The organism is Brevundimonas sp. Root608, assembly GCF_001427825.1.
In the GTDB taxonomy this organism is placed as follows: Bacteria; Pseudomonadota; Alphaproteobacteria; order Caulobacterales; family Caulobacteraceae; genus Brevundimonas.
On the sequence record NZ_LMGT01000008.1, the window covers coordinates 90,909 to 112,797 of the forward strand.

Below are 21,889 nucleotides of genomic sequence, written 5' to 3' on the forward strand. Positions count from 1 at the left end.
CGGCCCGCCCTGAGCCTTTCCGGACGTTTGCGCGTTGTGGAGGCTTCGACGGAGTCCCGCGCTTGTCCAACCCCTTGAAGGACCATCCCAACTGGCTGGCCGTGCGCGACCGGGCGCTGGTCCCGGCGGGGACCTGGGCGCGGGACCGTCGCGACTGGGTCAGGGCCAACGACCCGGTCTACACCAGCTTCCGCCAGCCGGGGCGGCCGGAGCAGATCGCCGCGGGTGTGGCGCTGGCGTTGATCGCCCTGGTCGTCGTCTTCCTGGTGCTGTTCGACTGGAACTGGCTCAGGGGGCCGATCGGCGGATGGGCCTCGGCCCGGTACGACCGCGACATCGAATTGCAGGGCGATCTGGACGTGCAGCTGTTCAGCTGGACGCCTTCGGCCCGCATCCGCCAGGTGCGCGTCGGCGGCCCGGACTGGGCCAGCGAGAAGGACACCCTGACGGTCGAGGACGCCGTGGCCTCGGTGCGTCTCATGCCGCTGCTGTCGGGTCGGGTGGAGATGCCGCTGGTCGAGATCGTCCGCCCGCAGGTCGTGCTGATCTCGACCGCCGACGGCCGCAAGAGCTGGGTGCTGGACCCGGACAAGCCCGACACCGGCCCGATGAAGCTGCCGCCGATCAACCGGCTGGTCATCCGCGACGGACAGGTGTTCCTGGACGAGCAGGGCCGCAACATCCGCCTGAACGCCACCGTCAACGCGCGCGAGGGCTCGGACGGAAACGCCGGCTTCCACCTCGATGGCCGCGGGACGATCAACGGCACGCCCCTGACGCTGATGGTGCGGGGCGGACCCTTCATCAACATCAAGCGCGACCGCCCCTATGGATTCAAGGCCGAACTGTCCGGCGTGGGCACGACACTGACGGCCGATGGCGCGATCACCCGGCCGTTCGATCTGGGCCAGTTCAACGCCACCCTGGGTCTGCGCGGGCGCGACCTGGCGGACATCTATCTGCTGACCGGCATCACCACCCCCAACACGCCGCCGTATCGTCTCAACGGCAAGCTGACCCGAAACGACAACGTCTTCACCTTCAACGACTTCAGCGGCCGGGTCGGCTCTTCGGACCTGTCGGGCGATCTGAAAGTGGACAAGGTCGGCGACCGCCGCCGGGTCGAGGCCAGCCTCTATTCCCGCCTGCTCGACATCGACGACCTCGCCTCGGTGCTGGGCGGGACGCCGCGGGTCACCGCGTCCGGCGACACGGTGGTGACCTCCGGCGCCCCGGGCAAGCTGCTGCCGGACGCGCCGCTGAACGTCGAGCGTCTGCGCGTCATGGACGGGACGCTGACCTATCGCGCGGCCCAGGTGAAACGGAACGAACTGGACGTGCGGCGCGTCAATCTGGGGGCCCGGCTGAAGGACGGCATCCTGAATCTGGATCCCGTCGCCTTCGACTTCAACCGCGGCGAACTGGACGGGACGGCGCGGATCAACGCCAACAACAAGGTGCCCTATTCGACCGCCGACTTCCGTTTGCGCGGCTATCCGCTGGAGTCGATCATCCCCGCGCGAAACGGCGTCCCCACGGTGACGGGCCGCGCCATCGGGCGGGCGAAGCTGGAGGGGCCGGGCGCCTCGATTCACGATTTCGCGGCCAATTCGAAGGGCACGCTGAGCCTGGTCGTGCCGCAGGGCCGGATGCGCGCCGCCTTCGCCGAATTGCTGGGCATCAATGTCACCGCCGGCCTCGGCAAGCTACTGTCAGGCGACACCGGCACGTCGGAAATCCGCTGCGCCGTGGCCGACTTCACCGTCAGCGGCGGCACCGCCACCGCGCGAACCTTCGTCATCGACACCACGCCCGTGCTGGCCAAGGGCACGGGGACCATCGATCTCGGCGCCGAGACCATGAACCTGCGCATCGACGGCGAGACCAAGTCGCCCCGATTGATCCGCCTGTGGTCGCCGATCACCATCCGGGGCCCGCTGACGGCGCCGAAGATCGGCGTCGACGGCGGCGCCATCGCCGGACAGGTCGGCCTGGGCACGGTGCTCGGGGCCCTGATCAACCCGCTGGTGGCCCTGCTGCCCTTCGTCGACCCGGGACTGGCCGAGGACGCCAACTGCGGCGCCCTGATCTCGTCGGCGCGATAAGCGGCCGCGCGGTTGAGCCGTAGCCGACTTCCGTGCGTATCTTGGTCCAACTCCGTCTGAAACCAGGGACCGCATGACCCGAAGAGGCCTGTTCGCCCCCGCCCTCGGCCTGATCGCCGCGGCCTGTTCGCCGCTGGGCCTGCTGAATAATCTGGCTCCGCGCGACCGGGGCGTGCGGCGCGTGGCGCGCGACCTCGCCTATGGCGACAATCCCCGTCAGAGGATGGACATTCACGCCCCCGTCGAGGCGGGCGACCGGCCGTGGCCGATGCTGGTCTTCTTTTACGGCGGGGGCTGGGACAGCGGCGAGCGCCGCCTCTACGGCTGGGCGGCGCAGGCGCTGGCCGCGCGCGGCTTCGTGGTCGCCACCCCGGACTACCGGCTGGTTCCCCAGGCGCATTTCCCGGCCTTTATCGAGGACGCCGCGGCGGCCACGGCGAAGGCCGGGCAGATCGCCGACCGGTACGGCGCCGATCCGGCCCGGCTGGGCGTCATCGGACACTCCGCGGGGGCTCATCTGGCGATGATGATCGCCCTCGATCGCCGCTATATGACCGGCGCGGGCGCGCCAGGGCTGATCAGGGCCGCGGCCGGTCTGGCGGGGCCCTATGACTTTCTGCCTTTTGACGTGCCGGCCTCGGTCAACGCCTTCGGACGGGTTCCGGACCCGACCCTGACCCAGCCGGTGACCTTCGCCCGCGCCGACGCCCCGCCGCTGTGGCTGGGGCATGGCGTGGAGGATGTGGTGGTCCATGCCGAGGACACGGCCATCCTGTGCGACCGGATGAAGGCCGTTGGCGGCCGCTGCGAGGCCAAGCTCTATCCCGGCCTGAATCACGCCGACCTGATCGCGACCTTCTCGCCCCTGTTCCGCAGCAAGGCGCCGGTGCTGGACGACGTCACGACCTTCCTGCGCCGCGAGCTGGGCTGATGCCCGGGGCGCTGAAGCTCCACCGTCTCGCCAAGGTCATCTTCTTCCGCTAGATGAGGCCATGACAGAAACGATGACACCACAGGCGGCGCTGGACCGCCTCGAAGCCCTCTACAACCAGTCCGTCTCCAACCTGCGCACCGCGGTGGGGGCCTTTCTCCGGACCGGCGAACGCGCCGATCCCGAGGCCCGGGCCAAGGGCCTGTTCTCCTATCCTGAACTCAGGGTCAGCTGGTACGGCGAACGGCCGGCCAATCTGGAACAGCGCGCCTACGCCCGGCTGTCGCGGCCGGGAGTCTATGCGACCACCATCACCCGGCCCGACCTGTACCGTCCCTATCTGCTGGAACAGCTGACCCTGCTGGAGGCGGACTATGGCGCGGCCTTCGACGTGCGCCCGTCGGATCAGGAGATCCCCTTCCCCTATGTGATGGACGGTTCGGACGTCGCCCTCGACCGCAGCCAGACGGCCGCCGTCGCGCGCTATTTTCCGACCACGGACCTGGCCCATATCGGCGACGAAATCTCGGACGGGATGTTCGACCTGACCCGGGATTTCCCGCTGGCCCAGTTCGACGGCCTGCGCACGGACTTCTCGCTGGCCCGCCTGCGCCACTACACCGGCACGCCGGTCGAGGATGTGCAGAGCTACATCCTGTTCACCAACTACAACCGCTATGTCGACGAGTTCGTGCGCTGGGCCTGCGCCCAGCTGCAGGATCCGAACAGCGCCTATGACAGGCTGGTCTGCGCCGGCGGGATCGAGATCACGCGCGACACGCCCAGCCCCGAGACGGCGGTCATGGACGCGGCCTGGAAGAAGCACCAGATGCCGGCCTATCACCTGACGGCGCCGGGCCATCGCGGCATCACCCTGGTCAACATCGGCGTCGGCCCGTCCAACGCCAAGACCATCTGCGACCACCTGGCGGTCACCCGTCCCCACGCCTGGATGATGATCGGCCACTGCGGCGGTCTGCGGCCCAGCCAGAGCATCGGCGACTATGTGCTGGCCCACGCCTATCTGCGCGACGACCACGTGCTGGACGCGGTGCTGCCGCCGGACATTCCCATCCCCTCGATCGCCGAGGTCCAGCGGGCGCTGTACGACGCAGCCAAGATCGTCTCCGGCGCGCCGGGCGAGGAGGTCAAGCGGCGCCTGCGCACCGGCACGGTGGTGACCACCGACGACCGGAACTGGGAGCTGCGCTATTCCAAGTCGGCGCTGCGCTTCAACCAGAGCCGGGCCGTGGCCATCGACATGGAATCGGCGACCATCGCGGCCCAGGGCTACCGCTTCCGCGTGCCCTACGGGACCCTGTTGTGCGTCTCGGACAAGCCGCTGCACGGCGAGATCAAGCTGCCGGGACAGGCCAACCGCTTCTATGAGGGCTCGATCTCCGAGCACCTTCAGATCGGCATTCACGCCATCGACCTGCTGCGCGCCGAGGGCGCCCGCCTGCATTCGCGCAAGCTGCGCGCCTTCGACGAGCCGCCGTTCCGGTAAGAAACACGTTCTCCCTCCCCTTCATGGGGAGGGAAGTCGGCGCGAAGCGACGACAGGGTGGGGTGCGTCTGAAATTCCCCCCCGGTCGCTGCGCGACCCCACTCCCTATGAAGGGGAGGGAGAATATCTCGCCTACTTCTTCAGCCGCTTCGCATTGGCGACGGCGGTCCGGTGGATCGGACGCATGACGTCGGCCTGGCCCTTCAGAAGCGCGCTGTTCATCGTCAGCATCTGGGTCGCCGCGCGGCTCCACCAGCCGACGGCGTAGCTGTACTGGGCCTGCATGGCGGCCGCGGGGGTCGAGGCGGAGGCGATCGACGTCGCGGCCCTGGAGGCGTGCCCGGCTTCCGTCATCAAGCCGGAGCCGACGCGGCCGCCGATGTCGCCGAACGTCTTCGCCATGGCCGAGGCCGAGGCGGACAGGGCCTCGACCTTTTCGGTGCTCATCAACGACATTTCCTTCAGGTCGACCTTGCGCGGGTCGACCAGGCCCGCGGCCATGATCTCCATGCGGGCGGTGATCACATCGCCGGCGGCCTGCAGCATCTCCCCGCCCGACAGGGCGGTGCTGGCCGCGCGCGCGCCGTCGCGGGTCAGGCGGCGGCCGGTCTTGATGGCTTTGTCGAACTGGGTCATGCGCCGAGCCTTGGGCCGCAATCAGGTCGCGGGCAAGACCTCCGACGAGAAGTCCGCCACATCCTTCAGAAGGGCGGGGACCGCCGCGTCGATGATGGTCCGGCCCTTTTCGGGGCTGGCCTGGGCCGGGTCCGAGCCGATGCGGCCGTCGGGGAAGCGGGCGCGATAGTCGAGGGCGTCGCGGATCGGGCCGGTGGGGGCGATCTGCGGGCTGTAGTCCGCCACCTTGATGCGATCCGGATAGGCGGCCTGGGTGACGGCGATCTCGGACGGGGTGGCGTGCATCCCGTGGCCCGTCGGGAACATCCTGGCGCACAGGCTGTGCACCCCCGGCAGGTCCCACCAGTTCTTCAGCTTGAGCACGAACGGCGGCTGCTCCTCGACGAACGACCATTCGGCGTAGATCTCGGCGAAGGTCGCCTCGATTGTGGCGACGTTGCCGCCGTGCCCGTTGAGGAAATAGATCCGCTCGAAGCCATGCCGGCTCAGCGACGACACCCAGTCGGTGATGGCGGCCATGAAGGTCGAAGGCCGCAGCGAGATGGTGCCGGCGAAGGCCAGGTGATGCTGGGCCATGCCGATATTGAAGGTCGGAGCCACGACCAGGCTTTCGTCCTGCGCCTCCGCCGCGTGGGCGATGATCTCGGGGCACAGCCAGTCGGTGCCGAGCAGGCCGGTCGGGCCGTGCTGTTCATTCGAGCCGATGGGCACGACGACGGTCTTCGTCGTCTTCAGCCGCGCGTCGATCTCGGGCCAGGAGGAGAGGTGGATCAGCATGGGTACGCTCCGGAACGGTACGGGCGCGGTCTAGGCCGATTGTCCGCCGCGGCCAACCGCCTCAGACGGCGAAGGCGCGCAGGAAGCGGCGGGCCGCCTCGGCGGCGCGGGCCCCGAGGTCGAAGTCCGGATGGGGGAGGCCCAGCACGCCGCGCAGGTGGCCGTGGCCCAGCACCATGCCCGAGAACATCTCGGCGGCGGCGTCGGGATCGGGGATGCGCAGCAAGCCCTTGCGGTCCTGCTCGGCGAGCCAGGCGGACAGACGGCGCAGGCCTTCGGCCGGGCCGGCCTGATAGATGGCCGCGGCCAGTTCCGGGTCGCTCGGCGACATCAGGGCGACACCGCGCATCGAGGCGCCGGCCTGGGCGCCGCACAGCTTTTCCAGCATGCCGGCGGCCATGGCGGTCAGCACCGTTTCGGGATCCCCGCCGCTCCGCAGCGGCGTGCTGATGGCGTCCGAGCGGCGGGCGGCCAGGACGCGGCCGATCTCCACCTTGGACGGGAAGCGGTTGTAGAGGGTCTGGCGCGACACCCCGGCCCGGCGGGCGATGGCCTCCATCGAGGTCAGGGCGCCCTTCTCCGAAAACAGGGCCAGGGCCGCGTCCAGGATGGCCTCGGTCTTGGCCTCGTCGATCTGTCCGGCGACGCGGGCCATCAGTGGGCGTCCACCGGCGGGCCGCCCGCCACGGCCTTCACCGGACGGGACAACAGGGTCACGAAGGCGGCGAAGACGCAGCCGACGGCCAGCATGGCGAAGGCGTCGCCGAAGGCCAGGGTCGTGGCCTGGAGATTCAGCATGCCCTGGATCGCCTTCATCGCCGCTCCCGCCGGGTCGATCGAGCCCGCGAACCGCTCCTGCATTCCCGCCAGCATGGCCTGCATGCCGCCGTTCGTCACGGAGATGTTCTGGGTCAGCTCGCTCATGTGCGAGGCCGTGTTCTGCGTCAGCGAGGTGTTCAGGAAGGCCAGGCCGAAGGCGCCGCCGACGTTGCGGGACAGGTTCACCAGGCCCGAGGCGTTCTTGACCATGTGCGGCGGCAGGGTCGACATGGTCACCTGCTGGGCCGCGATCATGGCCATCATCACACCGGCCCCGCGCACGGCCTGGACCCCGGCGAATTCCCAGAAGCCCCATTCGCTGGTCACGGCGTGGGCGTCCCACATGCCCCAGGCGCACAGCATGAAGCCGCCGAACATCAGGATGCGAGCGTCGACCTTGCGCACCAGCCGGCCCGCGAACGGGGCCGTGACGAACATGGCCAGGCCCGACACCACCATGGTGGTGCCCACCTCGGCCGCCGAATAGTCCCGCACCCGGGACAGGAACAGCGGCAGCAGGAAGGTGCCCCCGAACAGGGCCGCGCCGACGGTGAAGGTCATCACCACCCCGACCATGAAGTTGCGGTTGGTGAAGGCGCGCAGCTCGACCACGGGGTTATGGTAGGTCAGGGACCGCCAGATGAAGGCCGGGCCGGTGATGGCGGCGAGGACCGACAGCCACAGGATGTTGTCGTCCGAGAACCAGTCGTTCTTCGACCCTTCCTCGAGCACGAATTGCAGGCTCATCAGGAAGACCGCCATCAGGCCCAGGCCCCACCAGTCGAAGCCCTTGGTCAGCGACGGGTCGCCCTTGTCGAAATTGGCGTAACGGCCGACGAGGAACAGCACCAGCAGTCCCGGCGGGACGTTGATGAAGAACAGCCAGCGCCAGCTCAGCCACTCGGTCAGGTGGCCGCCCAAGGTCGGGCCGACGGTGGGCGCCAGGGTCACGATCAGCCCCATGACCACGCTGGCGGTGATGCGTTTTTCCGGCGGGAAGGCCGTGAAGGCGACGGCGAAGACGGTCGGGATCATGGCCCCGCCGACGAAGCCCTGAAGCGCGCGGAAGAAGATCATGGCGTCGATCGACGACGACAGGCCCGTGGCCACGCTCATCAGCATGAAGCCGGCGCAGGAGACGAGGAACACCTTCTGCGTCCCCCACAGCCGCGACAGATATCCCGACAGGGGGATCATCACGACCTCGGGGATCAGATAGGCGGTCTGGATCCAGCTGATCTCGTCGGCCGAGGCGCCGACCCCGGCCTGGATCTGCGGCAGGGACGAGGCCACGATCTGGATGTCGAGGATGGCCATGAACTGGCCGATCACCATGCCGGCGAAGCCCAGCAGCAGGATGGTCCAGTTGATCTTCGGTTCGGCCGGGGCTGCTCCGGCCACGGCGGGAGCGGCGGCGGTCACTGGACCGCGACGCCCGTGTCGGCGGCGGCGGTGGCGATGGTCCCGGTGGCGGCCTGGGCGAAGCTGAGGCCTCCCCGGCTCTTCAGGTCGACCTTGACCTCGACCGACAGGCCGGGCCGCAGGGCGGCGCCCGAGGCGCGATCGACGCGGATGCGCACCGGCACGCGCTGGGTGATCTTGGTGAAATTGCCGGTGGCGTTCTCGATCGGGATGAGAGCGAACTCGGAGCCGGTCGCGGGCGAGAAGCTGTCGATGTGGCCGGTCAGGGCCTGACCGGGGTAGGCGTCGGCGCTGATCTCGACGGTCTGGCCGAGGCGCAGGCGATCGACCTGGGTCTCCTTGAAATTGGCGACCACATAGGCGTCGCCCAGCGGCACGATCGACAGGATCTGGCCGCCCGGACGGACATACTGGCCCACGCGCACGCCGCGCGCGCCGATCACGCCGGCGACCGGCGCGCGGATGACGGTGCGGTCCAGGGCGATGCGGGCCTGTTCGACCTGGGCGCGGGCCACCTCGACGGCGGCCACGCTCTGGCTGCGGGTCGAACCCAGCACCCCGGCGGTGCGCTGTTCGGCGACCAGGGCGGCCTGTGCCTCGGCGACGGTGGCCTGGGCCGTGCGGGCGCCGGCCTGTTCGGTCTGGATGCGCTGCTGCGACACCCAGCCCTGTTCGGCCAGCTTGCCGTAACGGTCGACCTGCTGGCGGGCCAGATCGGCCTGGGCCTGGGCCTGGGCGACGCCGGCGGCGCGCGAGGCGATCAGGGCCTGTTCCTGGGCCGCGCGGGCGTCGACATTGCCGACGGCGGCGATCACCGAGGCCAGATTGGCTTCGGCCTGGGCCAGGGCGGCGCGGGCGTTGGCGTCGTCGAGGCGGATGAGGATCTGGCCCGGCGCGACGCGCTGGTTGTCGGCCACCAGCACCTCGACGACATAGCCGTCGATCTGGGGACTGACCTCGGTGGTGTCGGCGGCGACGAAGGCGTTGTCGGTGGACTCCCAGCGCTGCTTGCCCTGCCACCACGCGATCCCGCCGACAAGGACGGCCACGGCGACCACGGCGCCCACCATCAGGGGCAGGCGTTTTTTCAGGGTGGGCGACAGGGCCATGGGGGCGCGCTCGGAGCAGGGGGTGTCAGGGAGGACGACTTAAAATGGACGATACTGTCCAAAAATCAACAACGCTCGTTTCGGCGCCGCAACACGTCTTGTTTCGCATCGTTTGGCGGCCGTGATGTCCGCTGGCTCGCGGCGGGCGAGATCGACGCCACCGCCCTTGAAGCCGCGCGCCGGCCGGTTCTCGACACCGCCCGTCGTCGTCGAGGTGCGGCCGAAGGTGGTTCCGGTTGTCGCGCGGATCACGCGCTGATCTGGCGCGGCGACGCCAGCCGCGCTCTAAGTCGGCCATGACCCGGAAGGTTTCCAGAGACACGCCCAAACGTCCCGCCGTCATGACCGGCGCGGCGATCCCCGTGCTGGGCTGGCCGCCCGACGAGGACCGGGTCGAGGCCGTCTTCGAGCGGCTTTCGGCGGTCATGCCCGAGCCGAAGACCGAGCTGAATTTCTCCAGCCCCTACACCCTGGTCGTGGCCGTCGCCCTGTCCGCCCAGGCCACCGACGTCTCGGTCAACAAGGCGACCGACCGGCTGTTCCGGGTGGCGGACACGCCGGCGAAGATGCTGGAACTGGGCGAGGCCGGACTGGTCCCCTACATCGCCTCGATCGGCCTCTATCGCGGCAAGGCGCGCAACGTCATCGCCCTGAGCCAGATCGTGATGGAGCAGCATGGCGGCGAGGTGCCGCTGAACCGCGCCGACCTGCAGGCCCTGCCCGGCGTCGGGCGCAAGACGGCCAGCGTGGTGCTGAACGAACTGGGAATCGAGCCCGCCATCGCGGTCGACACCCACGTTTTCCGCGTCTCTCACCGGCTGGGTCTGGCCAACGCCGCCACCCCCGACAAGGTCGAGGCCCAGCTGTTCCGCGTGGTGCCCGAGCAATGGCTGCCCAAGGCCCACCACTGGCTGATCCTGCACGGCCGCTACACCTGCACGGCGCGCCGGCCGAAATGCAGCGCCTGTCTGATCAGCGACCTGTGTCCGACGCGGCCCGATCTGGTGGCGATGGGCGAGGCGGGCTGAATCCTTTCCAGCGGGAGGGAGTTCAGCGCCCCGCCTTCAGGACTTGATCCAGAAACCCGTTTTGCCAGACGACTTTGGTCGATCGACTCATTGAAAGGAAACAGGTTTTCCAGCCGACCAGCGTCAAATGCCTGGCGCCCCTTCTGGCGGGGTTACACTCTCTTTCCAACCTTCGGGGAAGCGCGGAAGAGTCCGATGAGTCCGCAATGTCCGCTAAAATCAGCGGACTCGACATTCCGCCTGCAGCCGGGCGCGCACCGCGTCCGCGAACCTCTGCCCGCCTTCCGGCGCGGAACCGAGATAGAAGTCCGGCTCGATCAGCTCGGCCTCCATCAGCAGCCAGCGGCCGTCGGCGTCGGGCGCCATGTCGATGCGGGCGTACAGCAGATCCTCGCCGATGGCCGCCAGCGTCTGCTCCGCAAGGGCCAGCGCGCCGGCGGGCGGCCGGGCGAGGGCGGTGTAGCCGCCGCCGTACTGGACCTGGACCCGGAATTCGCCGGGAACCGGCCGCTTGTTGACGACATGGCTGAGCCCGCCGCCGAAGAACAGCAGGGAGGTTTCGCCTTCCGTCTCGATGGTCGGCAGATAGGGCTGGATCATCGCCGGCCCCCCGGGCGCGTCGACCAGCCGGTCGCCGCGCGACAGTCGCAGGGTCTTCCACGCCCCGCCGGAGACGCGGGGTTTGACCACCAGCCGGTCGGTTCCGAAGCGGTCGAAGGCGGCGTCGACATCGGCCTGTCCCGGGCTGTCGATCCAGACCGTGTCGGGGATGGCGATCCCCTGCTCGGCCAGTCGCTTCAGATAGCTCTTGTCCGAATTCCAGCCCAGCACCGACGGCGGGTTCAACATCCGCAGCCCCGCCCCGGTCCAGGTCGCGCAGGCGTGGATCCAGCGCTCATGGTCCCGGTGATAGCCCCAGACGATCAGCGGCAGGACCAGCGGAAATCGCTCCAGGGCCGAGGCGTCGGCGACGTGTTCCGTCCACGGCGTCGGGACGACGGTCACGCCCGCGAGGGACAGGGCTTCGCCCAGCCGCGCCAGCACGCCCGGCCACTGGCCGGCGTAGGAGGGATCGGACGGGTCGGGGGTCAGGACGGCGACTTCGGTCATCCCCGGGTCTTAGCGAACAGTCGGGAAATGCATAAGGGTTTCCTTATGGGTTTTTGGATGACGCCGGGCCGGTCGTCCGCTATGGGCCGCCCATGACCCAGATCCCCGCCTCCTACGATGTCTGCGCCGTCGGCAACGCTATCGTCGACGTCCTGGCCCCCTGCGATCCCGCCTTCCTGACGGCCCAGGGTCTGACCGCCGGCTCGATGCAGCTCGTCGACGCGCAGCAGAGCGCCGCCCTCTATGGCGCCATGGCGGCGGGGGTCGAGGCCTCGGGCGGCTCGGCCGGCAACACCGTCGCCGGCGTCGGCTCGTTCGGCGGGCGGGCCGCCTATATCGGCAAGGTCGCCGACGACACCCTGGGCGGCGTCTTCAGCCACGACATCCGCGCCGCCGGCGTCGTATTCGACACCGTCCCGCTGAAGGATGGTCCCGAACGGGGCCTCGCCACCGGGGTCTGCATGATCAACGTCACGCCGGACGGCCAGCGCACCATGTGCACCTTCCTCGGCGCCGCCAACCAGCTGGCGGCCGCCGACATCGACGCGGCCCTCATCGGCGCCTCGGCCATCGTCTATCTGGAAGGCTATCTGTTCGATCCGGCCCCGGCCCGCGCCGCGTTCGAGGCCGCCGCCGCGGCCGCCCACGCCGCCGGACGCAAGGTCGCCATCACCCTGTCCGATTCCTTCGTGGTTCACCGCTGGCGCGCCGAACTGCTGGCCTTCATCGAGGCCTCCGCCGACATCGTTCTGGCCAACGAGAACGAGCTCCACGCCCTGTTCGAGACCGAGGATTTCGACGCGGCCGCCGCCCATCTGGGCCGCATCGTCGACGTCGCCGCCGTCACCCGCGGCGCCGCCGGTTCGGTGGTGTTCGGAGGCGGCGGGACCGAGCGGGTCGAGATCGCCGCCTGCCCGGTCGACAAGGTGGTCGACACCACCGGCGCGGGCGACCAGTATGCCGCCGGCTTCCTGCTGGGTCTCGCCCGCGGCCTGTCGCTGGAGGACGCCGGCAAGCTCGGTTCGCTGGCGGCGGCCGAAGTCATCGCCCACTGGGGTCCGCGGCCGATGACGTCGCTGGAGCGGCTGGCGAAAGAGGCGGGCCTGGCCCTGAACGCCTGACGCCCTCGCCTGCAACCCGCCTGGGTTGACAGGTTTCGGTCCGTACAGGACCTTGTCTGCGGGAGTGCGCGAAAGTTGCGCGCGGAGGCTTGGTTCGGGGGACTTGATGGCGGACTTCAGCAGGCGCTCGTTTCTCGAGCGGGTGATTGGCGCGGGCGTCACGGGCGGGGCGCTGGCGACGGTTGCGGGAGGCCCGGCTTTCGCCCGGCAGGACGGACCGACAGATTCCGATCCCACCGACTCCGTGGGCGCCGGCCGCGGCACGGGCGTGAGCGACACCGACAGCGGCGACCGCGTCGGCCAGGGCCGCAACACCACAGGGGTGAGCGACACCGACAGCAGCGACCGCGTCGGCCAGGGCCGCAACACCACGGGCCAGACCGACAGCGACAGCACCGACCGTTCGGGCCAGGGCCGCAACACCACGGGCCAGACCGACAACGACAGCACCGACCGTGCGGGTCAGGGCCGCAACATGACCGGCCAGACCGACAACGACAGCACCGACCGTTCGGGTCAGGGCCGCAACATGACCGGCCAGACCGACAACGACAGCACCGACCGTGCGGGTCAGGGCCGCAACATGACCGGCCAGACCGACAATGACAGCACGGACCGTTCGGGCCAAGGCCGCAACATGACCGGCCAGACCGACAACGACAGCACGGACCGTTCGGGCCAGGGCCGCAACATGACCGGCCAGACCGACAACGACAGCACCGACCGCTCGGGTCAGGGCCGCAACATGACCGGCGTGACCGACAGCGACAGTTCCGATCGGTCGGGGCAGGGACGAAACACCACGGGCGTCACCGACAGCGACAGTTCCGACCGCGCCAATCAGGGGCGTGGGCCGCGCTGAGGGTCGCGTCCTGATGGGGGCCCTGCAGGCGCCGGGCGTGATCGAATGGATGGTGGGCGTCCCGGATCAGGTCTTTCTGTCCGATGTCCATGAGCAGAAGCCGCTGATCCATGGCGGCGGCGATGTCGACCGCTTCGACGCCCTTTTGACCCTTGACCGGCTCAACGACCGGCTCGCCGAAATGGATCTCCGGGAAGGCATGGTCGAGATGACCAACGCCCGCTCGCCCGTCGATCGGTCGGACTATGTCGCCAACGGCGTCGTCGACCGCGTGGCGCTCGCCAGGGGCTATCGCAACGGCGCCACCCTGGTCGTCAACCAGCTTCAGCACAGCGACAAACGGCTGGCCGACTTCTGCCGCGCGCTGGAGCAGGCCCTGTCGTGCCACATCCAGACCAACATCTATTTGACGCCTCCCGGCGAACAGGGCTTCCGCACCCACTACGACAGCCACGATGTCTTCGTCCTCCAGGTCGAGGGCGAGAAGACCTGGCGCCTCTACGACGAGCCTGCCGCGTCTCCCTATCGGGGCGAGAAATTCCGCTCCGGTGAACACGCGGCCGGGGAGGCCAGCCACAGTTTCGTTCTGCGAAAAGGCGATTGCGCCTACATCCCTCGCGGCTATTTCCATGATGCGGCGAACCTTGGCGACGGTCCGTCGCTGCACATCACCGTGGGGTTGATCGTCCGCACCTGGGCGGATCTGATGCTCGAGGCGGTGTCCGAGGTCTGCCTCCAGGACCGGGCGTTCCGGAAGGCCCTGCCGTACGACTATGCGAGGCCGGATTTCGACCCCGCCCGGCTGCAACCGGTTTTCGACGCCCTCGTCGAGCGCCTGAGCGGCGCGATCGCGCCCGCCAACGCGTGGGAGACGATCAGCGAGGCCTTCATCCGTTCACGCGAACCGGATATCGCTGACGCCATCGCCCGCAACCGGGCTGACGACGGGACGATCTATGTCGCCCGCCCGGCCTTCACCCGGATCTCGGACCTGGGCGACGGCGTCCGGGTCCTGGGGCCGGGTTCGGACTTCCGTTTCGGTCGCGCCCCGGTCGGCCTCGTTCGCCGGATCCTGTCGGGGGAGCCCTTCCGGCTGGCGGACCTCGACCATCCCGAGGCCGCCGACGTGGTGGAGCGTCTGACCACCGCCGGCCTGGTGCACCGTCAGGCGGGCGAGCGCGCGGCTCCCTGGGGGCCGGGGAGGGCGCCCGGGCCGCCGGCCGATCGTCGGGCCGGCGGCGCGAACGACTAGGCTCGCCGGACCGTCACATACAGGGCGCCGTCGCCGCCATGGTGGCGGGCGGCGGAGGCGTAGCCCGACACCACGCCCCGCAGCGCGGGGCTCTGCAGCCATTCGTGCACCGAGGCCCGGATCACGCCGGTTCCGCCCCGGCGGCCCTGTCCGGTGATGACCAGAACCGAGCGGTAGCCGCGCGCCTGCGCCCCGAGCAGAAAGGCCGTCAGGGCGTCCTGGGCCTGGAAACGGCCGAAGCCGTGCAGGTCGATCCGCGCCTCGATCGGATCGCGCTCGCGCGACAGGCGGCGCTGTCGGCGGGGCTCCAGTTCCTCGGGCAGGCCGCGCGGGCGTCCGGGCGCCATCGATGGCGTGTAGGACGGCGGCGTTCCACGCTCTTTCGGTGTGGCCTTCGGATGCGGCGCGGCCGGGGGCTCGACCGCGGCGGGGCCGGCCATGATCAAGGCCGCCTTCTTCGGTTGGGCGGGGGTGACCGAACCGGCGACGCGGGCCCAGATGCGACGGTCGTCGGGGCTCAGGTCGTCGCGGCGGCTCATGTCGCGCCGGGGGCGGTCCCGTCGACGTCCTCGTCGGAGCCCGAATCCTGCGGCCCCGGCGTCTGGACCAGCAGGTCGCCCGGCTGGCAGTTCAGTTCGCGGCACAGGGCGTCCAGGGTCGAGAACCGGATGGCGCGGGCCTTGCCGGTCTTCAGGATCGACAGGTTCGCCAGGGTCACGCCGACGCGGTCGGCCAGCTCGGTCAGCGACATGCGCCGCTCGAGGAGGATGCGATCTAGCTGGACGCGAATGGCCATGGCGGGGCTCTAGCGGACCTTTTTCAGATTGTCAGTTCGGATTCGCGGCGCAGGCGGGCGCCTTCGCGGAATACCTCGGCCAGGACGAAGACGACCAGGATGGAGAAGGCGGGGGTGACGAGGTCGAAAAGCGACGGGGGGTCCATCTCGCCGCGGGCGAGGCGCGCCACCAGCGTCTGCCCGATCCAGGATCCGCCGGTGACCACGGACAGGATCAGGCCGATCTGCTTCAGCCGGCTGACGTTGGTGGGATGGAAGGGGTCGCCCGTGGCGAGGGTGGCGAAGATGCGGCGCAGCTGCCTCAGGATCAGGGCGAAACCGCCGAAATAGCCGGCGAAGGCCCCGAAACCGAACAGGATGTAGGTGCGTGAGACCGGAACCTGGGTGCCGCCCGATTCGTCGCTGAAGATCAGGCCGGTGGGTCCCATGGGAATGAACAGGGTGACGACGAAAGCCGCCACCACGATCAACGTCAGAAGGATCATCAGCCAGTAGGCGACGCCGAGAGCCGCATTCAGCAGCCGGGACATCGAGCGGGCCCGCAAGCCGGGCACAGGGGGTACGCTAATCCCGAGTTTCTTCATTTTCGGGAAGCGCATGGAGGGGCCTCGTTCAGGCCGGGGGTCGAGGCGAGGATGCCGCGCGGGGTCCGGCGAACCCACACGCGGGCTTATTCATCGCGATTGTCATGCCGATCGTCAAAGCTCCGGTGAGACAGAGAAGAATCACAGGGCCTGGATCAGGGTGGCGACCAGGGCGGTCGGCAGGGCGGCGAGCAGCATGGCGTTGAGGATGCCGTGGCCAACCTTTTCGATGAAGTAGGAAGCGTTCATGGTGTTCATGGTCTTTCTCCGTAGTTCCTGAGTGAGGGATGTTTTCACCCCTCGTTCGTTGTTCCGCTGCATCGATCTTGCCGGTATCGGCTTGTTCGGGGAACGTCGCGGCGTCCGTTCTTGAGGACATAGATAGGACGTGCGTCGAAGGAAGTCATGTTACATATCGTTTAACGATATTAAACTTTGGCAATGGATTGTTGCGGAGCGCGTGACCAGAATGAATCTGAAGCTTATCAAGGGGATGCGCCTGGTGGTGGCGACCCACAATCCCGGCAAGGCGGTCGAGATCGACGCGCTTCTGGACGGACATTACGAGGTGGTCACCGCGGCCGGCCTGAACCTGCCCGAACCCGAAGAGACCGAGAGCACGTTCGCGGGCAACGCCCTGCTGAAGGCGCGCCACGCGGCGGACCGGGCCGGAGAGGTCGCCCTGGCCGACGACTCGGGCCTGTCGGTCGCGGCGCTGGACGGGGCGCCGGGCATATTTTCCGCCCGCTGGGCCGGCCCCGACAAGGATTTCGCCTTCGCCATGCGCCGGGTGGAGGAACGGCTCGAGGAGATCGGATCGGACGACCGCCGCGGCTGGTTCACCTCGGCCCTCGCCGTGGCCTGGCCCGATGGCCCGACGGTGGTCGTCGAGGGCCGGGTCGACGGCCTGCTGACCTTCCCCCCGCGCGGCGACCGGGGATTCGGCTACGATCCCATCTTCGTTCCCGATGGCTACGGCCAGACCTTCGGCGAACTGGACCCCGCGCTGAAGGATTCCATCAGCCACCGGGCGCGGGCGTTCGCGAAGCTGAAGGCGGCGCTGATTGACTGATCCCGTTCCAGACCCGGGGCACGATGTCGCTCGAGTGGCGATGCGCCGCGCGCATCGCGATAGCGACCCTGGAACTGACCTCGCCCTGTACGTCCACTGGCCGTACTGCGCTCGCATCTGTCCATATTGCGATTTCAACGTCGTGCGGGACCGGGGGCGGGTCGAGGAACAGGCCGCGCTGGCTGCGGCCATCCTCGCCGACATGGAGGCGCAGGCCGCCCTCGTCGGCCCGCGACGGCTGGCCTCGATCTTCTTCGGCGGAGGCACGCCGTCCTTGATGGCTCCGGACGCCGTGGCCGCGATCATCGACCGGGCCAAGGGCTTGTTCGAGCCGCGCGGCGACATCGAGGTTTCGCTCGAGGCCAATCCCACCGACGCCGAGGCCGCGCGCTTCGCCGCCCTGGCGGACGCCGGGGTCAACCGCCTCTCCATGGGGGTGCAGGCGCTGGACGACGCGGCCCTGGCCTTCCTCGGGCGCAATCATTCGGCGGGCGAGGCCCGGCGCGCCGTCGCCGTCGCCGCGGGCGCCTTTCCGCGCCTGTCGATCGATCTGATCTACGCCCGCCCCGGCCAGACCGTCGCCGGCTGGACCGCCGAACTGACCGAGGCGCTGGGCCTCGGCTTCGAACACGTCTCGCCCTATCAGCTGACCATTGAACCGACGACCGCCTTCGGCCGCGCCGTGGCGCGCCATGCCTGGACGCCGCCTGACGAGGACCTGTCCGCCGCCCTCTATGAGGCGACCCAGGGCGTGCTCGAGGGCGCGGCGTTCGAGGCCTATGAAGTCTCCAACCACGCACGCGGCGTGGCGGCCCGATCCTCGCACAACCTCCATGTATGGCGCGGCGGCGACTATCTCGGCGTCGGCCCGGGCGCGCACGGCCGGCTGACGCTGGGCGGGGCGCGAACGGCGACGGTCGCGCACAAGGGTATCTGTCCGTACGTCGCCGGCGTCGCGGCGGGGACGCCGTGGAGCGAGCGCGAGACCCAGTCGGCGCGGGACGCGGCGGAGGAAAGGGTGCTGCTGGGCCTGCGCACGTTCGAGGGTCTGGCCCTGGCCGATCTGGCCCCGCTGGGCCGGTCGGAGGCGGAGGAGCCGCTGGCCGGGCTGATCTCGGATGGCTTCCTTGTGGTGGACGCGGGCCGGGTCAGGGCGACGGCGACCGGACGGCCTGTGCTCGACGGGGTGCTGAGGGCGCTGCTGGTCTGACGCCGTCGGGGCTTGCGGGCCCGATCTGGATCGCCTGACCCGCGCTCCGGCCAGAAGGCGGTATTCCCGCCCTCTGCCATCCGCCCCTTTCGCCCCCCTGGTCAGGCCGTCTCCCCCCCCGATCCGGCCGCCGAGCCGCCTTCGTTTCCCTGGCGCCGCTCTCCGCCGTGGTAAAATGGATGGGTCGGGAACCGAAATCCCGCCGCCACGGACTTTGACATCGTCATCCCGACCGGTCCGGCCCGACCGGACCCCGCGCCACCCGCGCAATTTCCGCCGTTCAGCGTCCGCCGCAGAGGGGGCGAGAGTCTCGCTTTCCGGCATTTTTCCGGGGCCGGTTCCGTCTCCCGCCCGGCGGCGCGTCAAGCCCCGCCCTTGAGCCGGGCGGCCGCCGCTGGCACGGTCCGCCGATGTCCGAACCCTCGCCGTTTCCCCCGACCGCCCCGCCGCCGCGCAAGGTGGCGTCGGGCCTCTATCTGGTGGCGACGCCGATCGGGAACCTGAGGGACATGACCCTGCGGGCGCTCGACGTGCTGGCCGCCGCCGACCTCGTGCTGGCCGAGGACACGCGGGTGACCGGCAAGCTGCTGTCGGCCTATGGGCTGAAGGCGAAGCTGGAGCGCTGCGACGACCACGCCTCGCCCCGCGCCGCCGAACTGGCCATCGAGCGGTTGCGCGAGGGGGCGGTGGTGGCCCTGGTCTCGGACGCCGGCACGCCCGTGGTCAGCGACCCCGGCTTCGTGGTGGCCCGGGCGGTGATCGCCGCCGGCCTGCCGGTGCACCCGATCCCCGGCCCGTCCAGTCTGCTGGCCGCCCTGTGCATCGCCGGCCTGCCCGCCGACCGGGTGCTGTTCGCCGGCTTCCTGCCTCCAAAATCGGGCGCGCGGCGGACCATGCTGGAAGAGCTGCGGACCGCGCGCCAGACCCTGGTTTTCTTCGAGAGCGGACCGCGGCTGGCCGACAGTCTTGCTGACATGGCCGCCGTGCTGGGGCCGCGCCCCGCCGCCGTCGCCCGCGAATTGACCAAGCTGTTTGAGGAGTGCGTGCGCGGCTCGCTGGCCGAACTGGCCGTCGATCCACGCTGCCAGTCTCCCAAGGGTGAGATCGTCGTCGTGGTGGGGCCGGGCGAAACCGAGGTCGCCTCCGACGCCGACGCCGACGCGGCCCTGGCCGAGGCCATGACCCGTCTGCCGCCCGGCGAGGCCGCCGCCGAGGTGTCGCGGGCCCTGAACCTGCCGCGCAAGCCGCTCTACAAGCGGGCGCTGGAGCTTCAGGGCCGGTGAAGGCCCCGAAGCCCGCGACCCGGCTGACGGCGCCCAAGGTCGGGCGCGTCAAACAGGACTGGCGGGTGGGGCTGGGCGCGCGGTCGCACCGGGCCGGCCATGGCTCGGAATGGCTGGCCGCCGCGCTGCTGATGGCGAAGGGCTACCAGATCCTCGGCTTCCGCCTGAAGACCCGCGCGGGGGAGATCGACATCCTCGCGCGGCGCGGCCGGACCCTGGTCGTGGCCGAGGTCAAGCGCCGCGCCACGCTGGAGGCCGCCGTGGCGGCCCTGGCCCCGGACCAGTACGACCGGCTGCTGGCGGCGGGCCGGGCGGTGTTGCGCCAAAGACCCAGCTTGACCGGTCATGTGCTGAGAATCGATATGGTGGCGCTGGCTCCCGGACGGTTTCCGCGCCATCGTCGCGGCGTTGACGCCTTCGGGAGGGGCGGCGCATGACCCGCGACGACGCGATCGCCGTGCTGACGGAGGCCGGACAGGCCGAGGACGACGCCTTCCCGATGCTTGAGGCGGCCATCGCCTGCGCCATCCACGACTATCCGTTCCGTGATCCCGAGCCGGTCCGGACCCTGGCCAATCATGCGGCCGAACGGCTGGCCGAACGCGTCGGCGGCGAAGGCCCCGATGACGCTCTGGCCGAGACCATGGCCGCCGACCTACGGCTGAACGGCGACCTGCTTCACTATGACGACGCCGCCAATACGGACATCATCGATGTGGCCGAACGCCGGCGCGGCCTGTCGGTGGCGCTGAGCGTCTTCTACCTCGATGCGGCGCGGCGGGCGGGCGTGAAGGCCCGGGGCGTCGACTTCCCCGGTCACTTCCTGCTGCGGGTCGAGACGCCCGACGGCCCGGTGGCGCTGGATCCCTTCAGCCAGGGCCGGCTGGTCCTGCCGTCGGAACTGACGCGCCGCGCGCTCCGGGCCGGGCTGACCCCGCACGTGGCCGACCGCCTGGACGTGCTGATGGCCCCGGTCAGCGATCGGCAGGCCCTGATCCGCATGCAGAACGTCCTGTTCAGCCGGGCCATCCGCGCCCAGGATTTCGAGGGCGCCGAACGCTCGGCCCTGCGCCGCGCCCTGCTGGACCCCGAGGATCACCGCCCCTGGCTGGACGTGGCCGCCGCGCGGGAGAAGCGGGGCGCTCTGGCCGGCGCGCTGGAGGCCTTGTCGCACGCCCGGACGCTCGACGACCCCATGGAGGTCACGCGCCGGATGTCGGTCGATCGCGTGCGCCTTCAGCTGAACTAGGGTTGCGCGACCGCCGCCCTCTGCCCATTAGCCAAGGTCCACGGTTGGAAGGACAGGGCATGCTCAGAGTCGCGATCCAGATGGACCCCGTCGAGGCGGTCAACATCGAGTCCGACACCACCTGGCTGATGATGACCACGGCCCAGGACCGGGGCCATGCGCAGTGGGTCTATGATTTCCGCACCCTGGCGCTGGAAGACGGCAGGCTGTTCTGCCGCGCCCGGCCGGTGACGCTGCGCCAGACCGAGGGCGACCACGTCACCTTCGGCGACGAGGTGAAGCTGGACCTCGGCGCCGACGTGGACGTCGTCCTGATGCGCCAGGACCCGCCGTTCGACATGGCCTATGTCACGGCGACCTATCTGCTGGAGACGGTGCACCCCCGGACCCTGGTGGTGAACGATCCGGCCGAGGTGCGCAGCGCCCCGGAGAAGCTGCTGGTGACGCAATTCCCCGGCCTTACCCCGCCAACGCTGGTCTCGTCGGATCCGGTCGCCCTGGTCGATTTCCACCAGCGCCACGGCGATGTCGTGCTGAAGCCCTTGCACGGCGCGGCCGGTTCGGGCGTGGTCAGGCTGAAGGCCGGCGACCCCAACCTCGAGGCCCTGATCGAAATCCACGCCATGGGAAGCCGCGACCCGCTGGTGATCCAGAAATTCATTCCGGCGGTGTCGAAGGGCGACAAGCGCATCATCCTGATCGACGGCGAGCCGGTGGGGGCCATCAATCGTATTCCCGCCTCGGGCCAGGTCCGTTCGAACCTGCGCGTCGGCGGTACGGCGGCCCCGGTCGAACTGACTGCCCGCGACCGCGAGATTTGCGCCGCCATCGGGCCGACGCTGAAGGCGCGGGGCCTTCTGTTCGTCGGCATCGACGTCATCGGCGACTACCTGACCGAGATCAACGTCACCTCGCCGACCGGCGCCCAGCAGCTCAGGCGGTTCACCGGCGTCGATGCGGCCGCGCTGATGTGGGACGTGATCGAGCGCAAGCGGGCGGTCTGATCCCATTCAGGG

The 21,889-nt window shown here is 69.7% G+C and carries 23 protein-coding genes; 13 read left to right on the forward strand and 10 right to left on the reverse strand.

Annotation, left to right across the window (positions count from 1 at the left end; genetic code table 11):
* Window positions 1-62 precede the first annotated feature (62 nt).
* From ASD59_RS11940 to ASD59_RS11950, 3 genes are all read left to right on the forward strand, one after another.
* Entirely contained in the window at window positions 63-2,105 is a 2,043-nt protein-coding gene (locus tag ASD59_RS11940; RefSeq protein WP_082560178.1) for an AsmA family protein, read from the forward strand.
* Between the two features lie 73 nt (window positions 2,106-2,178).
* Window positions 2,179-3,036, forward strand: coding sequence for an alpha/beta hydrolase (locus ASD59_RS11945; RefSeq protein ID WP_055831933.1), 858 nt, complete (start codon window positions 2,179-2,181; stop codon window positions 3,034-3,036).
* Between the two features lie 61 nt (window positions 3,037-3,097).
* Window positions 3,098-4,543, forward strand: a complete 1,446-nt coding sequence (locus tag ASD59_RS11950; protein WP_055831934.1) for an AMP nucleosidase — start codon at window positions 3,098-3,100, stop codon at window positions 4,541-4,543.
* A gap of 132 nt (window positions 4,544-4,675) precedes the next feature.
* On the opposite strand, the gene ASD59_RS11955 is transcribed toward ASD59_RS11950, so the two are convergent.
* From ASD59_RS11955 to ASD59_RS14300, 6 genes are all read right to left on the reverse strand, one after another.
* On the reverse strand, window positions 4,676-5,179 hold the full coding sequence (locus ASD59_RS11955; RefSeq protein ID WP_082560179.1) for a phasin family protein: 504 nt from the start codon (window positions 5,177-5,179) through the stop codon (window positions 4,676-4,678).
* Window positions 5,180-5,200: 21 nt separating this feature from the next.
* The gene (locus ASD59_RS11960; RefSeq protein ID WP_055831936.1) at window positions 5,201-5,956 is read right to left on the reverse strand and encodes a creatininase family protein; all 756 of its coding nucleotides are present in this window, start codon (window positions 5,954-5,956) and stop codon (window positions 5,201-5,203) included.
* A gap of 61 nt (window positions 5,957-6,017) precedes the next feature.
* Window positions 6,018-6,611: a TetR/AcrR family transcriptional regulator gene (locus ASD59_RS11965; protein WP_055831939.1), complete on the reverse strand. Its 594-nt coding sequence runs from the start codon at window positions 6,609-6,611 to the stop codon at window positions 6,018-6,020.
* Entirely contained in the window at window positions 6,611-8,197 is a 1,587-nt protein-coding gene (locus tag ASD59_RS11970; RefSeq protein ID WP_055831941.1) for a DHA2 family efflux MFS transporter permease subunit, read from the reverse strand. The genes ASD59_RS11965 and ASD59_RS11970 overlap by 1 nt, the downstream gene beginning before the upstream one ends.
* Entirely contained in the window at window positions 8,194-9,306 is a 1,113-nt protein-coding gene (locus tag ASD59_RS11975) for an HlyD family secretion protein (protein WP_055831944.1), read from the reverse strand. The genes ASD59_RS11970 and ASD59_RS11975 overlap by 4 nt, the downstream gene beginning before the upstream one ends.
* A 39-nt stretch (window positions 9,307-9,345) precedes the next feature.
* Window positions 9,346-9,558 (reverse strand): hypothetical protein, encoded by a 213-nt coding sequence (locus tag ASD59_RS14300; RefSeq protein WP_156377023.1) that lies wholly within the window; start codon window positions 9,556-9,558, stop codon window positions 9,346-9,348.
* A gap of 44 nt (window positions 9,559-9,602) precedes the next feature.
* Here ASD59_RS14300 and nth point away from each other — a divergent pair, with 44 nt between their 5' ends.
* Window positions 9,603-10,334 carry an endonuclease III gene (gene nth, locus ASD59_RS11980; protein ID WP_082560180.1) on the forward strand — a complete coding sequence of 244 codons (732 nt, stop codon included), beginning with the start codon at window positions 9,603-9,605 and terminating at the stop codon, window positions 10,332-10,334.
* Between the two features lie 219 nt (window positions 10,335-10,553).
* Here the strand turns inward: nth and ASD59_RS11985 are convergent, their stop codons facing one another.
* Entirely contained in the window at window positions 10,554-11,444 is an 891-nt protein-coding gene (locus ASD59_RS11985) for an ATP-grasp domain-containing protein (protein ID WP_055831948.1), read from the reverse strand.
* Window positions 11,445-11,536: 92 nt separating this feature from the next.
* On the opposite strand from ASD59_RS11985, the gene ASD59_RS11990 reads away from it, so the two are divergent.
* The 3 genes from ASD59_RS11990 to ASD59_RS12000 all read left to right on the forward strand — a co-directional run bounded on the left by ASD59_RS11990 (window position 11,537) and on the right by ASD59_RS12000 (window position 14,679).
* Complete coding sequence (locus ASD59_RS11990) at window positions 11,537-12,565, forward strand: adenosine kinase (protein ID WP_156377024.1); 1,029 nt, start codon at window positions 11,537-11,539, stop codon at window positions 12,563-12,565.
* A 106-nt stretch (window positions 12,566-12,671) separates the two neighbouring features.
* Window positions 12,672-13,427 (forward strand): hypothetical protein, encoded by a 756-nt coding sequence (locus ASD59_RS14305; RefSeq protein ID WP_055831951.1) that lies wholly within the window; start codon window positions 12,672-12,674, stop codon window positions 13,425-13,427.
* Between the two features lie 13 nt (window positions 13,428-13,440).
* Window positions 13,441-14,679 (forward strand): cupin domain-containing protein, encoded by a 1,239-nt coding sequence (locus tag ASD59_RS12000; protein ID WP_235561814.1) that lies wholly within the window; start codon window positions 13,441-13,443, stop codon window positions 14,677-14,679.
* Here ASD59_RS12000 and ASD59_RS12005 read toward each other — a convergent pair.
* From ASD59_RS12005 to ASD59_RS12015, 3 genes are read right to left on the reverse strand one after another with little or no spacing between them, the layout of a single operon-like run.
* On the reverse strand, window positions 14,676-15,218 hold the full coding sequence (locus tag ASD59_RS12005) for a Smr/MutS family protein (RefSeq protein WP_055831957.1): 543 nt from the start codon (window positions 15,216-15,218) through the stop codon (window positions 14,676-14,678). The genes ASD59_RS12000 and ASD59_RS12005 overlap by 4 nt on opposite strands.
* The gene (locus ASD59_RS12010) at window positions 15,215-15,475 is read right to left on the reverse strand and encodes a helix-turn-helix domain-containing protein (RefSeq protein ID WP_055831960.1); all 261 of its coding nucleotides are present in this window, start codon (window positions 15,473-15,475) and stop codon (window positions 15,215-15,217) included. Before ASD59_RS12010 ends, ASD59_RS12005 begins: the two co-directional genes overlap by 4 nt.
* 23 nt (window positions 15,476-15,498) lie before the next feature.
* Window positions 15,499-15,996, reverse strand: a complete 498-nt coding sequence (locus ASD59_RS12015) for a DUF2975 domain-containing protein (protein WP_055832022.1) — start codon at window positions 15,994-15,996, stop codon at window positions 15,499-15,501.
* A 532-nt stretch (window positions 15,997-16,528) separates the two neighbouring features.
* Between ASD59_RS12015 and rdgB the strand changes: the two genes are divergently transcribed.
* The 6 genes from rdgB (at window position 16,529) to gshB (ending at window position 21,877) form a co-directional block, all read left to right on the forward strand.
* Complete coding sequence (gene rdgB, locus ASD59_RS12020) at window positions 16,529-17,131, forward strand: RdgB/HAM1 family non-canonical purine NTP pyrophosphatase (RefSeq protein WP_055831963.1); 603 nt, start codon at window positions 16,529-16,531, stop codon at window positions 17,129-17,131.
* A gap of 40 nt (window positions 17,132-17,171) precedes the next feature.
* Window positions 17,172-18,341, forward strand: coding sequence for a radical SAM family heme chaperone HemW (hemW, locus tag ASD59_RS12025; RefSeq protein ID WP_055831965.1), 1,170 nt, complete (start codon window positions 17,172-17,174; stop codon window positions 18,339-18,341).
* A 410-nt stretch (window positions 18,342-18,751) separates the two neighbouring features.
* A complete protein-coding gene (rsmI, locus tag ASD59_RS12030; RefSeq protein WP_055831971.1) occupies window positions 18,752-19,624 on the forward strand; it encodes a 16S rRNA (cytidine(1402)-2'-O)-methyltransferase in 873 nt (290 codons plus the stop codon).
* Complete coding sequence (locus ASD59_RS12035; protein ID WP_369816709.1) at window positions 19,621-20,061, forward strand: YraN family protein; 441 nt, start codon at window positions 19,621-19,623, stop codon at window positions 20,059-20,061. Before rsmI ends, ASD59_RS12035 begins: the two co-directional genes overlap by 4 nt.
* Window positions 20,058-20,873 (forward strand): SirB1 family protein, encoded by an 816-nt coding sequence (locus ASD59_RS12040; RefSeq protein WP_055831973.1) that lies wholly within the window; start codon window positions 20,058-20,060, stop codon window positions 20,871-20,873. Before ASD59_RS12035 ends, ASD59_RS12040 begins: the two co-directional genes overlap by 4 nt.
* 59 nt (window positions 20,874-20,932) lie before the next feature.
* Entirely contained in the window at window positions 20,933-21,877 is a 945-nt protein-coding gene (gshB, locus tag ASD59_RS12045; protein ID WP_055831975.1) for a glutathione synthase, read from the forward strand.
* The last annotated feature ends 12 nt before the right edge of the window (window positions 21,878-21,889 follow it).

Bases quoted from the DNA above. Each gene is read 5' to 3' on its own strand.
- ASD59_RS11965 (WP_055831939.1), bottom strand. From the start codon at position 6,611: ATGGCCCGCGTCGCCGGACAGATCGACGAGGCCAAGACCGAGGCCATC.
- ASD59_RS12005 (WP_055831957.1), bottom strand. From the start codon at position 15,218: ATGAGCCGCCGCGACGACCTGAGCCCCGACGACCGTCGCATCTGGGCC.
- ASD59_RS11960 (WP_055831936.1), bottom strand. From the start codon at position 5,956: ATGCTGATCCACCTCTCCTCCTGGCCCGAGATCGACGCGCGGCTGAAG.
- ASD59_RS11975 (WP_055831944.1), bottom strand. From the start codon at position 9,306: ATGGCCCTGTCGCCCACCCTGAAAAAACGCCTGCCCCTGATGGTGGGC.
- ASD59_RS11945 (WP_055831933.1), top strand. From the start codon at position 2,179: ATGACCCGAAGAGGCCTGTTCGCCCCCGCCCTCGGCCTGATCGCCGCG.
- ASD59_RS11955 (WP_082560179.1), bottom strand. From the start codon at position 5,179: ATGACCCAGTTCGACAAAGCCATCAAGACCGGCCGCCGCCTGACCCGC.
- gshB (WP_055831975.1), top strand. From the start codon at position 20,933: ATGCTCAGAGTCGCGATCCAGATGGACCCCGTCGAGGCGGTCAACATC.
- nth (WP_082560180.1), top strand. From the start codon at position 9,603: ATGACCCGGAAGGTTTCCAGAGACACGCCCAAACGTCCCGCCGTCATG.
- ASD59_RS12000 (WP_235561814.1), top strand. From the start codon at position 13,441: ATGGGGGCCCTGCAGGCGCCGGGCGTGATCGAATGGATGGTGGGCGTC.
- ASD59_RS11985 (WP_055831948.1), bottom strand. From the start codon at position 11,444: ATGACCGAAGTCGCCGTCCTGACCCCCGACCCGTCCGATCCCTCCTAC.
- rsmI (WP_055831971.1), top strand. From the start codon at position 18,752: ATGTCCGAACCCTCGCCGTTTCCCCCGACCGCCCCGCCGCCGCGCAAG.
- ASD59_RS14305 (WP_055831951.1), top strand. From the start codon at position 12,672: ATGGCGGACTTCAGCAGGCGCTCGTTTCTCGAGCGGGTGATTGGCGCG.
- rdgB (WP_055831963.1), top strand. From the start codon at position 16,529: ATGAATCTGAAGCTTATCAAGGGGATGCGCCTGGTGGTGGCGACCCAC.
- ASD59_RS11990 (WP_156377024.1), top strand. From the start codon at position 11,537: ATGACCCAGATCCCCGCCTCCTACGATGTCTGCGCCGTCGGCAACGCT.
- ASD59_RS12040 (WP_055831973.1), top strand. From the start codon at position 20,058: ATGACCCGCGACGACGCGATCGCCGTGCTGACGGAGGCCGGACAGGCC.
- ASD59_RS12010 (WP_055831960.1), bottom strand. From the start codon at position 15,475: ATGGCCATTCGCGTCCAGCTAGATCGCATCCTCCTCGAGCGGCGCATG.
- ASD59_RS11950 (WP_055831934.1), top strand. From the start codon at position 3,098: ATGACAGAAACGATGACACCACAGGCGGCGCTGGACCGCCTCGAAGCC.
- hemW (WP_055831965.1), top strand. From the start codon at position 17,172: ATGCGCCGCGCGCATCGCGATAGCGACCCTGGAACTGACCTCGCCCTG.